10 protein-coding genes are annotated in these 14960 nt (G+C 36.1%); all 10 read right to left on the bottom strand.

Annotation, left to right across the window (positions count from 1 at the left end; translation table 11 throughout):
* Positions 1–275: 275 nt before the first annotated feature.
* The 10 genes from ASC72_RS24730 to ASC72_RS18040 all read right to left on the bottom strand — a co-directional run bounded on the left by ASC72_RS24730 (position 276) and on the right by ASC72_RS18040 (position 14954).
* Positions 276–2207, bottom strand: a complete 1932-nt coding sequence (locus ASC72_RS24730) for a family 2A encapsulin nanocompartment cargo protein cysteine desulfurase (protein WP_056193972.1) — start codon at positions 2205–2207, stop codon at positions 276–278.
* On the bottom strand, positions 2191–3111 hold the full coding sequence (locus tag ASC72_RS18000) for a family 2A encapsulin nanocompartment shell protein (protein ID WP_056193975.1): 921 nt from the start codon (positions 3109–3111) through the stop codon (positions 2191–2193). The genes ASC72_RS24730 and ASC72_RS18000 overlap by 17 nt, the downstream gene beginning before the upstream one ends.
* A 61-nt stretch (positions 3112–3172) precedes the next feature.
* A complete protein-coding gene (gene cysK, locus ASC72_RS18005; protein WP_056193979.1) occupies positions 3173–4084 on the bottom strand; it encodes a cysteine synthase A in 912 nt (303 codons plus the stop codon).
* 56 nt (positions 4085–4140) lie between these two features.
* Positions 4141–5799 carry an arylsulfatase gene (locus ASC72_RS18010; protein WP_056193981.1) on the bottom strand — a complete coding sequence of 553 codons (1659 nt, stop codon included), beginning with the start codon at positions 5797–5799 and terminating at the stop codon, positions 4141–4143.
* 654 nt (positions 5800–6453) lie between these two features.
* Complete coding sequence (locus tag ASC72_RS18015) at positions 6454–7716, bottom strand: YeiH family protein (protein ID WP_056193983.1); 1263 nt, start codon at positions 7714–7716, stop codon at positions 6454–6456.
* 301 nt (positions 7717–8017) lie between these two features.
* Positions 8018–8737: a rhodanese-like domain-containing protein gene (locus ASC72_RS18020; protein ID WP_056193986.1), complete on the bottom strand. Its 720-nt coding sequence runs from the start codon at positions 8735–8737 to the stop codon at positions 8018–8020.
* A gap of 112 nt (positions 8738–8849) precedes the next feature.
* Complete coding sequence (locus ASC72_RS18025) at positions 8850–9908, bottom strand: sterol desaturase family protein (protein WP_056193989.1); 1059 nt, start codon at positions 9906–9908, stop codon at positions 8850–8852.
* Between the two features lie 71 nt (positions 9909–9979).
* On the bottom strand, positions 9980–11038 hold the full coding sequence (locus tag ASC72_RS18030) for a sterol desaturase family protein (RefSeq protein ID WP_056193991.1): 1059 nt from the start codon (positions 11036–11038) through the stop codon (positions 9980–9982).
* Between the two features lie 365 nt (positions 11039–11403).
* Complete coding sequence (locus ASC72_RS18035) at positions 11404–13329, bottom strand: arylsulfatase (RefSeq protein ID WP_056193994.1); 1926 nt, start codon at positions 13327–13329, stop codon at positions 11404–11406.
* Positions 13330–13382: 53 nt separating this feature from the next.
* Positions 13383–14954 (bottom strand): arylsulfatase, encoded by a 1572-nt coding sequence (locus ASC72_RS18040; protein ID WP_056193997.1) that lies wholly within the window; start codon positions 14952–14954, stop codon positions 13383–13385.
* Positions 14955–14960 lie beyond the last annotated feature (6 nt).

Here is a 14960-nt window from a genome sequence, read left to right on the forward strand (position 1 = left end):
TGCTTTTGTAGTATTTGCAACAATAGAAGTCATATAAAGTTATATTTTTAAAAATATTGCCAATGAATTATTTAATATTGAGTCAATAAATGATTAATATGAGTTAAGCGTTTGTAAATTAACAATTTGTATGAGTAATATTTATATTTTGTATTAATACTTGGAAATAAAGTCAATTCTTCTTCACGTTTAAATATAAAAAAGCGACTGTTTCCAGAAACAGTCGCTTTTGATTATAATTACTTAAAATATCAAAAAAAGTAATTATTTTTTATCTAAAATCGAACCTTTTTAAGCTCCCATACCGTTTTTATAAAAGTATCAACATCCTGAGTTGTATTGTAAAAAGCCAAAGAAGGACGAACAGTGGTTTCGACTCCCATTCGGCGCAAAATTGGCTGCGCACAATGATGTCCAGTTCTTACCGCAACTCCTTCTTTATTTAAAGCTTGCCCAACCTGATCATTGGTATAACCTTGCAGATTAAAAGATAATACACTTGCTTTATCTTTCGCAGTTCCTATTAATCGTACACCAGGAATATCTTTCAGCAATCGAGTCGCATAGTCCAATAAATAATGTTCGTATTGGCCGATGGTGTCGATTCCTATTTTGGTTACATAATCTATCGCAGCTCCAAGACCAATTGCATCAGCAATGTTACCTGTTCCGGCTTCAAAACGATTGGGTGCTTTGTGGTATTTTATTTCCTCAAAAGTTACATCCTGAATCATGTTTCCTCCAGCTTGATACGGTTGCATTTCGTTCAGTAATTCTTCTTTGCCGTATAAAGCTCCAATTCCGGTAGGTCCAAATAATTTGTGTCCGGAAAAAACAAGCCAATCCGGATTTAAATCCTGAACATCAACTTTCATATGCGAAACAGATTGTGCACCGTCGATTAAAACTTTAGCTCCTGCTGCATGCGCCATTTCGACAATTTTTTTGGCAGGAGTTACAGTTCCTAATGCATTTGAAACCTGTGTAAAAGCAACCAAACGCGTTTTTGAATTTAACAGTTTTGCATATTCGTCAAGCAAAATCTGACCGTCATCGTCAACCGGAATTACTCTTAATTTCAAACCTTTTTTATCGGCCAATCGTTTCCATGGAACAATGTTCGCATGATGCTCGAGATTACTCACAATAATTTCATCTCCTGCAACTAAATTATGATCACCCCAGCTTTGTGCTACCAAGTTTATACCTTCAGTTGCACCGCGAACAAAAACAATTTCGTTTACTGAACTTGCATTTAAAAAAGTCTTTACTTTTTCGCGTGCCGCTTCATAAGCATCAGATGCCCGCGCCGCTAATTCATGTGCAGCGCGATGAATATTCGAATTTTCGTGTTCATAAAAATAAGCGATCCGATCAATGACGGCTTGTGGTTTTTGAGTCGTTGCTGCATTGTCAAACCAAATTAAAGGTTTGCCGTTTACAGTTTCATTTAGGATCGGAAAATCTTTTTTGATTAAGGATGCATCAAAATTGGCTCCTGTCAAACCACCGATTTCTTTAAGTCCAAAAGTATTTCCAACAATTGCATTTGTGTTTTTTTTATCGAAAGCAAACGGATTCTGATCTAAAAAATAATATGAATTTATAGTTTCACTTCCGCTTGACGGGAAATCAATACGTTTTCTGAATTGTGTATCAACCGTTTCCAAAGCCACTTTTAATTCCGCTTCAAAAGAAGAATTTTGGGTTTGAAAAGGTAAATATTGATTATTCAGAAGCAGGGATGAAAAAAAAGACTCCTCATTAATTTGAGATGCACTTTCATTTTTCAAATTAATATCATTAAATCCTGTTTGTGGATTATTGATGTTTAACGCATTATTTTCAGGAACTCCTGACGAAGGAATACCGTATTGAGGATCAAAACCTGCACCTGCATTCGGATATAATGCCGAAGTGCTCGAACTTTGAGTAGCAATTGTAGGAGAAGATCCAAAACCACTAAATGAAGGCGGGAGAGGTTGTACATTTAACGGACTTTGCGTTGGGAATGGTGCAATGATATTGGCTCCACCCGCATGCAAAAGTGTTTCTGCAATCTTTGTCGCACGAGGATGTTCGGCTTTATCAGGACTCAACGAAATTTCTTTAGGAAATTCATTAGGTAAAGTCTTGAACAATTCGTTGGCTAAAAGCTGCAGATCGTCAATATTAGGCAGATCACTGTTATTAGTATTTGTACTCATGATACTTTCCTATTTCTACATCTTCTAAAACAGCAATGGCATCATCAACCAAAACAGCCAAAGAACAATAAAGTGATACTAAATATGAAGCAATTGCTTTTTCATTGATGCCCATAAAGCGAACAGATAATCCAGGGGATTGTTCTCCCTGTAAACCTGGCTGAATCAATCCGATAACACCCTGACGGCTTTCTCCGGTTCTTAATAAAATGATTTTCGATTTTCCGTTTTTGATAGGCAGTTTATCCGATGGAATTAACGGAATTCCTCTCCAGGTTAAAAATTGTGATCCGAATAAAGATGTAGTAGGAGGCGGCACACCGCGACGCGTACATTCACGGCCAAAAGCAGCAATTGCCAAGGGATGCAATAAAAAGAAACCAGGCTCTTTCCATACTTTAGTTAATAGTTCATCTAAATCATCCGGAGTTGGTGCGCCAGTTCGTGTTTTTATAATTTGCGATGGGGCCACATTGCTTAATAAACCGTAATCTTTATTGTTGATTAATTCACTTTCCTGACGCTCTTTGATCGTTTCGATAGCCAATCTAAGCTGTTCAGAAATTTGATTGTACGGCTTGCTGTACAAGTCAGAAACACGTGTGTGAACCTCAACAATTGTCTGAACTGCGGCCAAATTATATTCTCTCGGGTTCTCGATATAATCGACAAAAGTATTTGGTAAAACTCTTTCGTCGCGTGCAGAACAATCGACTTCAATATGACTTCCGTCTTTTACTTTATTCAAGCGAAACACACCCGATTCTACAGGTATCCAATGCAATAGATGCGTTAACCAGCGCGGTGAAATAGTTCCGATTTGTGGGACTGTACGTGTTGCAATTGCTAATTGTCTTGCTGCAACATCGCCTAATGCGGTCTGTTGTTGTTTTGATTCTGCCATTGGTATTAATTTTTAGTTGGTTTATAATTATTTTTTGATTGCTTAAAGTTATTCATAAATTTTAATCAAATAGTTCATCTACAGATAAATATCGTTCTCCAGTGTCGTAATTAAAAGTTAGAATTACGGCATTTTCCGGAATATCTTTTAATTTTTTTGCAATTGCTGAAAGAGCGGCTCCGGTCGAAATTCCAGCGAATATGCCTTCTTCTTTTGCAATTCTTTTTGTGAAGTTATATGACTCATTTTTATCAACCGTTATGATTTGATCTACATATTCGCGATTAAAAACTTCCGGAATAAACCCTGCGCCAATTCCCTGAAAAGGATGAGGTGCCGGCAAACCGCCGCTTAAAACGGGTGATAATGCTGGTTCAACAGCAAAAGTTTTTAGATTTGGAAAATGCTGTTTTAGAATTTTTGAAACTCCTGTAATATGACCGCCGGTTCCAACGCCGGTAATCAGATAATCGATTCCATCCGGGAAATCGGCCAGGATTTCGAGAGCCGTTGTTTTTTCATGAATTTCAACATTAGCTTTATTGGTAAACTGCGATGGCAAGAACGAATTTTTAATTGTAGCTGCTAATTCTTTTGCTCTTTCAACCGCTCCGGAAGTTCCTTTTTCTCTTGGAGTCAAAACAAATTCGGCGCCGTAGGCATTCAAAATTCTTCTGCGCTCGATGCTCATCGATTCTGGCATTACAACAATAACTTTATATCCTTTTACGGCGGCGACTAACGAAAGTCCAATTCCTGTATTTCCGGAAGTTGGTTCTATAATAGTAGTTTCTTCATTTATAAGCCCTTTTTGCTCTGCATCTTCAATCATCGCCAGCGCAATACGGTCCTTGATACTGGATCCGGGATTTGATTTCTCTAATTTAATCCAAACCTCATGCGATTTAAAAAGTTTGTTTAATCTAATGTGAGGCGTGTTTCCAATCGTCTCTAGAATGTTTTGGTATTTCATTGGTTTTGATATTTTTAAAATGGAATAAATTGTCTGAAATAAATTTATTTCTAAACTTATTTTTTTAACAATGCTCCACCAGGCATTACTTCCGGTTTTAATTTGAATTTGCTGTATTCTACAACTCCGGTTTGGTCTGCCCATTCAAAATAAGAAGCAGAAAGTTTGTTTACAATTCCCGGATTTTGTTGCGCTACATTGGTTGTTTCGCCACGGTCTGTCTCAATATTGTAAAGCTCCCATTCATAAGCAGGATAAGTCGAAACTAATTTCCATTTGCCATCGCGGACGGCTCTGTTTCCCGCTCTTTCCCAAAATAATGGTGCGCCTCTATTGACCTGCGAAACATTATTAAATAAAACAGGTAACAAACTGCTTCCAACCAAAGGGTTTGTCGTCACACCATTATATGTTTTGGGATAGTCAATTCCGGCCAATTCATAAAAAGTAGGAGCGAGGTCAATAATATGTCCGGTTCCTTTATCGATTCGGCCCGCTTTTATTTTTGATGGAAACCAGGCAATAAATGGCGAACTGAAACCGCCTTCGTGCATGTTGTTTTTGTATTGCTGAAGTGGCGTATTCGATAAATAAGCCCAGTTTTGTTCCTGATAATCAAACGATCCGGAAGTTCCAACAGGTCCGTCATTTCGAACTAAACTTCTTCCAAGTGGATTGTAAGTATTAAATCCGCCCTGAGCACCATTGTCTGAAATGAAGATTATCAGTGTGTTTTTATCTTTTTTAAGTGCTTTTAGTTTCTCCAGAACTTTCCCCACATTTTGATCCATATTGTCAACCATGGCGGCGTATACTTCCATTTTTGCTTTCCAGAATTGCTTTTCGTCATAAGTTAATTTGCTCCATTCCGGAACTTCAGGATCTCTTGGCGATACCGTTTGATCAGCTGGTAAAATGCCGTTTGTTTTTAGTTTTTCGATTCTTTTTTCTCTTAAAATATCCCAGCCTTCATCAAATTTTCCTCTATATTTTGCGATATCAACTGGTTTTGCCTGCAACGGCCAATGCGGTGCTGTAAAAGCTAAATACAAAAAGAAAGGTTTGTTTTCTTTGTTTTGTTCGTCTAAGAATGTAACAGCGTTATTTCCGATTTCATCTGTAAAATAATACGAATCATCTTTTGGATGCAGTTCTTCATTATTGCGAATTAATTTTACCGGATAAGGTGTTTTTCCAAAAGGCAAAGGTTTGGTATCAAAATAATTCGAAGCGCCTTTTAAGATGCCATAAAATTTGTCAAAACCTCTTTGGTTGGGCCATTGCGTCTGATCTTCAGAACCTACGTGCCATTTTCCGGATAAAATAGTGCTGTAACCACCTGAACGGAAAACCTCTCCTAAAGTCAAAGATTCTTTATTCAAATATCCCTGATAGGCCGGCAATCCTAAATTGACATCAAAAAATCCTACTCCGGCTTTGTGCTGGTATTGTCCCGTTAGGAGAGAAGCGCGTGTTGGCGCACAAATCGAGTTATTGTAAAATTCGCGTAAGCGTAAACCCTCACTGGCTAATTTATCGAGATTTGGTGTTTTGATTTCAGAACCATAATTTCCTAAATCAGAATATCCCATATCATCAACCATTATCAGAATGATATTGGGTTTTGATGCTGCATTTTGTGCGTGTGATTCATTTGCACCCAATGTTCCTGCCAAAAGGAAAGAAAGGAAGATGTTTTTTATTCTGGTATTCATTTTAGTGTTGTTTTTGTTAGTTGTTTTTTAGCGATAAATATTCTTTAAGCTTTGCCATTTTTGTTGCCGCAGAAATGAGCTTTTATTATATCATCAGTCATCTATTTGATGTAAAACATCAAATAAATAATGAAATTTCAATAAGAATTTTATGTAATCTGGTAAGGTTTCGTTTTTTACTATTTGATTCGGAAGGAACATTATAAACGAAAATTGATGAAGAATTAGCAACAGCTGCACATATAACAAAAGCTGTTATAAGTGTATTTTTTAGGAAGAAAATAATTTGATCTATTTGCTGTTGTTTTCAAAATGTAGCTCTTTATGTTTTTAAACCCTACTAATTCTATAGACAAAGTTAAATTTAATATAATAATATCCAAATTAATCTTTAACTTTTTTTAAATAAGATTGGAGAGTAGGTAATTTTGTATTGTAATTTACTGATTTAATTAGTTGATAATTAAATAATTATGTTAATTTTTGATAGTTTTAAATAAAATTTAAAAAGCCTGCAAAAAATGCAGTTTTAATACATTTTTTTCAGGCTTTTATTATTTTAACTTATTTAATTGAAAAACAATCTAATACAATTGATTAGAAACTTTGCGCTTTTGCGTCTTTGCGCGAGAATTATTCGTTGCTCCTAAAAACTTATTTTCCAAATAATAAAAATGCGATAACCAACGTAACAATTACATTAAAAAATTGCGCAATTAAAAAGGCATACAATGGTTTTCTACTATTATTTTGAAGCAAATCTTTAAAATTAGTTTCTAAACCAATACTGGTAAAAGCTAATGCGAACCAGATTCCCTGCAAATTTTTTAAACTGTCTTTTACGCTATCGCGAACTTCTGAAGTAATGAAAAAAGAAAATACGATTGAAGCCAGAATAAATCCAATAACGAATTTTGGAAAACGCTCCCAAATAACACTTAAAGTTGGTTTTGATTCATTGGCTTCAATCGTATTATTATGCGTATAGGTCCAATAAACAGAGATGGCAAAAGCGGCTAATCCTAATAATACATTCTGAGAAAACTTAACAATCGTACTTATTTTCAATGCCGTTTCGCCAACCAAAGTTCCGGATGCGACCACAGCACCTGAAGTATCAATACTTCCTCCAAGCCAGGCACCAGTCACTTCTTCAGGGAAATTGAAGTATTTTGCAATCATCGGCATGAAAATCATCATTGGGATGGCGGTTACCAAAACAATCGAAATAACATACGACAATTTCTTTGAATCGCCTTTGATCGCGCCGGAAGTTGCAATGGCCGCAGAAACACCACAGATAGAAACAGCACTCGAAATCATCATCGTCAATTCATCATCTACTTTTAATTTTCGGCAAAGCCAAAAAGCAAAATACCAAACAGACAAAACGACCACCAAAGCCTGAATTAATCCTAAAGAACCCGCCTTTAGAATATCTGAAAAAATAACACTTGTTCCCAATAAAACCAATCCGATTTTCACGAAGACTTCTGTCGATAGGGCAGAGCGAAACCATTCAGGAAGTTTGAAAAAATTGCCAATCGTCAAACCAATAATCAAACTGAAAATTACAGCTTCTAAATTGAGTGCTTTTGCCTCTGCATTTCCTGCAATAACCAGCGCAATAACCGTTAAAATGTAAACAATCGGAAAAACCAGTAAAAAATATTTAACCGATTTTCCAATTAAAAAAGCACCGAAAGCGCCAATCGAAATCAGATATAAAAATTGGATTCCGAGAATTTTTAAGTTTCCGAAATTAAAAACATCCGAAATCAAATCGGTCCCGTTTGTCCATTTGAAAACTGGAACTTCGGGAAGAAAAATAAAAAGAGAAATCCCGATAATTATAAATCCTAAAATAACGACGGTCCAATCTTCGTGTATGGTAAATTGTTTTGGTTGAGTTGACATTTTATATTTATTTCCTGCAAGGTTTCCAAAACCTTATAGGTATTGTTAAGTATTAAATAATATCTATTTTGAATTGCCTCCTGCTTTAGCTGGAGGTTAACGGTTTGTGAGTTAAATTGGTTTTAGCCGAATAAATGTTTGGCTAAAGCCATTGTATTTTCAAATTTTTAAACCTTCAGTTAAAACTGGAGGTTATTTATTTTTTACAAATCGACAAAGTATTTTTGTGTACCAAAATCAAATTCATAATGTGTTAAATTGGGCTTCGGGATCACAAAAATGCGTGGTAGAAAATAAATTGTTATTTAGATGCCAAAGCCACATCAACATCATTCTTCAAATCGCCTAAACCATCTTTTTTGAAAACAATTTTCCCATTTTGATATAAAATCAATGTAGGAAAGACTTTTACTGTTTTTAAGTCGGCAATTACCTGTGGACTTTCTTCCAGCTCAATTTGAACAATTTTCAGTTTTTCTCCATATTGTGTTCTAAGATCTTCTAAAATTGGTTTTACCGTTTTGCAGGTTGCACAATATTTTGAACCAATGTCTACCAAAACATAATTATTATCGGCGATGATTTTTTTGTACTCCGGCAATGTTAATTTACTTTTTAAATTCGTATAAAATGGTTTTCCACCACCAATCCAACTGGCAATTCCGCCCTCTAAGATATACACTTCAGAAAAACCTTTTTTTATTAGCTCAGTTGATAAAAGACCACTTCTGTAGGCTGCAATAGAATAAATAAATACGGGTTGTGACGGATTTAAAGTTGCAACCTGCTTTTCATAATCTTCTGATTTAAGATTGAAGTTTACAGCGCCTTCAATATGGTTTAAAGCAAATTCTTCAGGCCCTCTGGCATCAATTATCTGCGGATTTTTTTGACTTTTAATTTTCGAATAAAAAGCATCTAATAAAACGATACTGCTTGAGCCTTTATCTTGCGAATAGCTAATAATGGTAAACAGCAAGATTACGACTGCTATACTATTTTTAAATATTTTATTTTTCATGATTTTTAGATTTTGAATTTCTTTTAAAAGGAAATAAATTAGCAATGCCTTCAAGATTTAATTTTGACTGCATTGCTTCATTTAAATTTTTATAAAAGGCGGTTATATTTTTTTAAGATTGAGCCTGTTCGTAAACCGGACTCGGAGTACTATTTTCTGGTTTTAGTTTTAAAGGAACCGACAATACACCATCGGCCAAAGCGCTTCCTTCTTTTTTAGATTTGAATATGGGCCATAAAAATTGCGCGTACCATTCTTCTTGTTTGTAGGATTTCATTCCATAGGATTTAGGGAATTTTCTGGTAATTAAACCAGTTCCGAATATGATATCCCAAATGAAAAACATGTTCCCGAAATTGCCTTTAAAATGACCAACACCGTCTCCGCTTGTATCGGCGTGATGTGCGTGATGCGTTGCCGGAGTCGAAATCAATCGTTCTAAAACCCAGGCAATAGGGTGAAGTACTTTGTATTTATAAAAAGGTTTATCCCAGGCAACACTGGAGTGCGCTCCCAAAACAATGATGCTTTTGATAACCAAAACAAATAAGGCCGGTAATCCTAGACCTAAATACGTTAAAGTGGCAGTCAAATAAATTTGAGAAAAGAAAACGGTGTAGATTAAGTTTTGCCTGTTTAACATCGCGACTCCCATATATGGAGCGGAATGGTGTGTTCTGTGAAAACGCCATAAAAACGGAACCTGATGGTGCAAACGATGGTACCAATATTGCGTTAAATCATCGGCTACGGCAATTAAGAAAAAGCCTCCCCAAAACGGAACCCATGAAAGTGAGTTTTCCAGATTCGGAATTAAATTTGGTAAAATCGTTAAGCTGAAAAAAGCAATTATTGGAGGTAAAATCAATTTTGGAGCAAGAAAGCTTATAATATCAATTTTGCGTTCTTCGCCTGTCCATTCGTCATCGTACAAACCTGCTGTAAATTCGATAATGCCAAGGATAAGCATAAAAACTATAAACCCCCAGGTTCTGATGTTTTCGAATGCGGGTTTTGCAAATTCTAAAAAAGAAGGCAAGGTAATATGCGATTCGTTTACAATGCCATTGCTTAATTTAAAATAAAGGAAAATTGCCAATACTGGCAAACTGTATAGTATAAGACTGATGCTTAAATCTCTAGTTAGTTTTTCTTTTTGAACTATCGCCATGATTTTTTATTTTAAAAACAGCGCTATCAAATGGAACATTTAATAACGCTGTATAGTTTTTTATTTGCTTTTTACGACTGAACTGGCTCGTAAACGTTTTGATTTGTTGCTACCGTATTTTCTTTTTGAGAAGTTGGCAAAGCAAGAACTCCATCTGCTAAAGGGCTCCCTTCAATTTTAGATTTGAATATTGGCCATAAAAATTGTGCATACCACTCTTCACTTTTATAGGTTTTTGTTCCGTAGGATTGAGGGAATTTACGAGTAATTAAACCCGTTCCGAAGATCACATCCCAAATGAAAAACATGTTTCCGAAGTTGCCTTTAAAGTGCCCAACACCGTCTCCGCTTGTATCTGCATGATGTGCATGATGCGTCGCCGGAGTCGAAATCAAACGTTCTAAAACCCATGCAATCGGGTGTAATGCTTTGTATTTGTAAAAAGGTTTATCCCATGCAATGCTTGAATGCGCGCCCAAAGTGATGATACTTTTAATTACCAAAACAAATAAAGCCGGAATTCCCAATCCTAAATAAGTTAGCGTAGCAGTTAAATAAATTTGAGAGAAAAACACGGTGTAAAGAAAGTTTTGTCTTGAAGCCATTGCCATTCCCATATAAGGAGCGGAGTGATGGGTTCTATGAAAGCGCCATAAAAACGGAACCTGATGATGAAGTCTGTGATACCAATATTGCGTTAAATCATCAGCAATTGCAATTAAGAAGAAACCGCCCCAAAATGGAACCCATGATAATGTATTCGCTAAATTTGGCAGTAAATAAGGTAAAGCAGTTAAGCTGAAAAATGTAATTACAGGAGGTAAAAGTAATTTTGGTGCTAAAAAACAGATAATGTCAACTTTGCGTTCACGACCTGTCCAGTGCTCATCATACAAACCAGCTGCAAATTCTACAATTCCCAAAACAATCGAGAAGACAATTAATCCCCAGCTTCTGATGTTTTTAAATGCGGGCTGCAAAAATTCTAAATAAGTTGGCAATGTAAGATGTGACTCTGATACATGACCATTATTTAGTTTAAAATAAAGGAATATTGCCAATACCGGCAAACTATAAATAAAAAGACTAATCCCTAAGTCTCTTTTTAATTTTGTTTGATCTAGTGCCATAATTTTTTATTTTAAAAATTGATTAATTAACGCTAAACCTCCCGCCAAAATGACAAGTGGTACCAAAAAAACAATCGCCCCGACGACAATTTTTTTTCCTATTACTTCGTAATCTGCTTTTCTCATGATTTCCTTTTTTATTACTTAAACTTCTTTTATCCCTGCTGCTCAGAAAAATCCATACTTAATTGTCTTGTAAAATTAAAAATTAAACTATTAATTCTATATAATTAGTAGAATTTAATTTAATTATTTTGTAAGATTTTGTTAGATAAGTCGACCAAATTTTATTTTTGCTTTCTTTTTATTTTTTGCAAATTGAATTTTATCCTGCAAGTTTTTGAATCTTGCAGGATAAGATATTATTAGTTAGAACTTCCGGCACTTCCCGGTTTAGTAGCTTGTTTAATTAAATCCTGAAGCGTTTTACCTTTATCTGCTCCAGAATTGTGTATTCTTCTGTTGTACACATCCTGCCAGTCGATTAACGGATAAAGGTTATTTTCTTTAGCTTGTTCATCAAATAGTTTTTTCAATTTGGCTAATTTTTCAGGATATTTTTGTGCCAAATTATTACGCTCGTTGAAATCCTCATTTAGGTTGTACAATTCCCAAACATCTGCATCAAAATTGCTTTCTGCTGGTTTATCATTTTTGCCTAAAGATTTTTTTACGGCAAATGAATCTGGTAAATGCGCTGCTCCGGCTTTCCATCCATCTTTGTAAATTGCTCTGTTTCCAAAAATGTAGTAGTACTGAATTTTGTGTAACGATTCTGCTTTAGCATTATCAATCGAAGCATAGAAAGAAGAACCCTGAATAATATCCTGTTTCACATTTTTGATATACTCCGGCGCTTTGATCCCGACAATATCCAAAGTTGTTGGAAGTAAATCGGTTACATGGCTGTATTGATTTCTGATACCGCCTTTTTCTTTAATTCCGTTTGGATAAAAAACAATCAACGGATTATGAGTTCCACCTTCAGATTGCGCATCTTGTTTCCAGTTTTTGAAAGGAACATTGGTTGCCTGTGCCCATCCTAAAGGATAATTGGTGTTTAGACCTTTTGCAGTCCCAATTTCATCTATATTAGCCAAGTTTTTTTTCAGATTTTCATCGTCAGATGTTCCCTGAGAAAATAGGCTTTGGTTGATTGTTCCTTCTGTAGTACCTTCTTTACTGGCGCCATTATCTCCAATTGCCAGAAAAATTACGGTATTGTCAAGTTGATTTGTCTCTTTTAAGTAATTTACAACTCTACCAACTTCATAATCAGTATACGTCAGAAATCCAGCGTAAACTTCCATGAAACGTGCATACACTTTCTTTTGTTCCGGAGTCAGTTTTTTCCAATCAGCAATTAATGGATTGCGTTCTGGTAAAACAGCACTCGCCGGAATTACACCCAATTTCTTTTGATTCGCAATAACTTCTTCGCGGTAAGCATCCCATCCTTTGTCAAACTTTCCTTTGTATGGATCACTCCATTTTGTAGCAACCTGATGTGGTGCATGAGCAGCTCCGGGTGCATAGTATAAAAAGAACGGTTTTCCGGGCGCCGCTTTTTGCTGTGTTTTAATATAACTGATGGCTTTGTCTGTAATCAATTCATTTAAATGACGTCCGTCTGGTGTAACGTAAACCTGATCTTCAACCAAATCAGGATTGTATTGATCAGTCTGAGATCCTAAAAATCCGTAGAAATGATCAAAACCTTTTCCGGTTGGCCATCTGTCAAATGGTCCTGCGTCAGAAGCTTCTTCGTCTGGCGTAACGCCATATTTACCAACGGCAAAAGTGTTATAACCATTTTCACGTAAAATCTCTGCAATAGTTCCTTTATCAGACGGAATTCTTCCATCCCACCCAGGAAAACCTGCCGATAAAATGGTGTGTGAAAAGCCGCTTACATGAACTCTTCCTGAATTCCTTCCTGTTAAAAGTGCCGCACGGGTAGGAGCACAAATAGCTGTAGTGTGAAAGTTAGTATAACGTAAACCATTATTGGCTAGCTGATCAAAAGTTGGTGTCTGAATTAAACCTCCAAAAGCAGTTGAAGCTCCAAATCCTACATCATCTAATAAAATCCAAACAACATTTGGTGCCCCTTTCGGCGCTTTTACCGGCTCTGGCCAATATTCTTTAGAATCGGCTAAAGTTTTTCCGATTACACCTTTAAATTCTTCTGGTTTATCTTGGGCAAAACCAAATTGTGCAAGAAGTATTGCAGTAATAAAAAGTCCCTTTTTTGAGCTTTTAATTTTTGAGTTAATTTTTAATTTTTTCATTATTTCCTTTTTTAAAATATTGATTAATTCTATAGATTTAGTATAATTTTAAACTAATTTTTTATTTTATTCCAATCTTCGACGCCTACTTTTACTGACCATTGTTGATGTAATTCAATCAGAGTTTGGAGCAGTTTTGGTTCTGATTTTGCCAGGTTTTTGGTTTCTGTTCTGTCTGTAGCAAGATTATACAATTCCCAGGGCTGATTGTTTTCAGCTACCGCTTTCCATTGATCCTTTCTTACCGCTTTGCTGCCTTCATGTTCCCAAAACAAGGCTTCATGTGCATCAGACTGTTTTCCTTCGAATTCCTTTTTTAAACTAATACCTTCTAAGGGCGTTAGCTTTTTTCTTTTAAAAGAATCGGGATATTGAAAACCGGCAAACTCCAGACAAGTTGGGAAAATATCAATCACGTGGCTTACCCTGTTGCTTACTGTGCCTGCCTTAATATCCTTTGGATAATAAGCAATAAAGGGTGTAGCAATACCGCCTTCGTGGGTGTTCTTTTTGAATAATTGAAAGGGTGTGTTGCTCACATTTCCCCACGAACTTTCATAACTATCAATCGACGCAACAGAACCTGGCGTTCCATTCTTTTGTGTAACATAATTCCAATTTTTCACATCATCGGCACTTCCACCATTATCCGAAAGAAAAAGAATAAGAGTATTGTTTTCTTCTCCCAAAGATTTGACTTTCTGAAGAATTTCTCCAATTCCAGCATCCATTCGGTCGATCATGGCGGCATAAATTGCCATCCGGGTATCCCATTTGTCTTTTTCTTCGGTACTTAGTTTTTCCCAATCCGGCACTTTTTCAAAACGATTTGATAAGTCCCAGTTTTTATCAATGATCCCTTGTTCTTTTAATTTTTTAAAACGGTTTGCCCTCAATTTATCCCAGCCTTCGAGGTATTTGCCTTTGTATTTTGCAATATCTTCCGGTAATGCCTGAATGGGCCAATGCGGAGCGTTGTAAGCCACATATAGAAAAAAAGGTTGTTGCTGATTTCGTTGTTTTTCTAAAGAATTAAGGGCAAAATTGGTAATTTCCTGAGTCAGATAAGTAGAAGTATCCTTGCGGATAATTTCTTTATCTCCTTTCAAAAAAGTAACCTTTCTGCCGTCGTTATACAAAGGTTCCGAGTTGAAATAACTACTCCCATTATTTTGTAAAGTAAAAGAATCATCAAACCCCCGATTAGCCGCCCAGGCTGATGGTACTAAACCAACGTGCCATTTTCCGGAAACAATAGTGTGGTATCCTGCCTGTTTGAGTGCCTGCCCGATCGTGATGCAATGCTCATTCAAATAACCCTGATAGGCAGGAAAACCTTTGTCTTGCACCATGTCTCCAACACCTGCCTGATGCGAATACAAACCCGTGAGCAATGAAGCCCGGGAAGGACAGCAACGCCCCGCATTGTAAAACTGCTTTAGAATAAGCCCGTTTTTAGCGAGCTTATCCAGATTTGGAGTTTTAATTTCTGAGCCAAAAGCACCAATATCTGAGAAACCTAAATCATCCGCCAAAATGACGATGATGTTAGGTTGCTTTTTCTGTGCAACTAGCTGAAATTGTACCACAACCACCAGGGCAAGAATGGAAAGTTTTTTGATCATTTTATT

The sequence above is a fragment of the Flavobacterium sp. Root420 genome (assembly GCF_001427905.1).
In the GTDB taxonomy this organism is placed as follows: domain Bacteria; phylum Bacteroidota; class Bacteroidia; order Flavobacteriales; family Flavobacteriaceae; genus Flavobacterium.

Excerpts from the sequence above, each read along its gene's own strand:
- ASC72_RS24730 (WP_056193972.1), bottom strand. The coding sequence starts at position 2,207 with ATGAGTACAAATACTAATAACAGTGATCTGCCTAATATTGACGATCTG.
- ASC72_RS18000 (WP_056193975.1), bottom strand. The coding sequence starts at position 3,111 with ATGGCAGAATCAAAACAACAACAGACCGCATTAGGCGATGTTGCAGCA.
- cysK (WP_056193979.1), bottom strand. The coding sequence starts at position 4,084 with ATGAAATACCAAAACATTCTAGAGACGATTGGAAACACGCCTCACATT.
- ASC72_RS18010 (WP_056193981.1), bottom strand. The coding sequence starts at position 5,799 with ATGAATACCAGAATAAAAAACATCTTCCTTTCTTTCCTTTTGGCAGGA.
- ASC72_RS18015 (WP_056193983.1), bottom strand. The coding sequence starts at position 7,716 with ATGTCAACTCAACCAAAACAATTTACCATACACGAAGATTGGACCGTC.
- ASC72_RS18020 (WP_056193986.1), bottom strand. The coding sequence starts at position 8,737 with ATGAAAAATAAAATATTTAAAAATAGTATAGCAGTCGTAATCTTGCTG.
- ASC72_RS18025 (WP_056193989.1), bottom strand. The coding sequence starts at position 9,908 with ATGGCGATAGTTCAAAAAGAAAAACTAACTAGAGATTTAAGCATCAGT.
- ASC72_RS18030 (WP_056193991.1), bottom strand. The coding sequence starts at position 11,038 with ATGGCACTAGATCAAACAAAATTAAAAAGAGACTTAGGGATTAGTCTT.
- ASC72_RS18035 (WP_056193994.1), bottom strand. The coding sequence starts at position 13,329 with ATGAAAAAATTAAAAATTAACTCAAAAATTAAAAGCTCAAAAAAGGGA.
- ASC72_RS18040 (WP_056193997.1), bottom strand. The coding sequence starts at position 14,954 with ATGATCAAAAAACTTTCCATTCTTGCCCTGGTGGTTGTGGTACAATTT.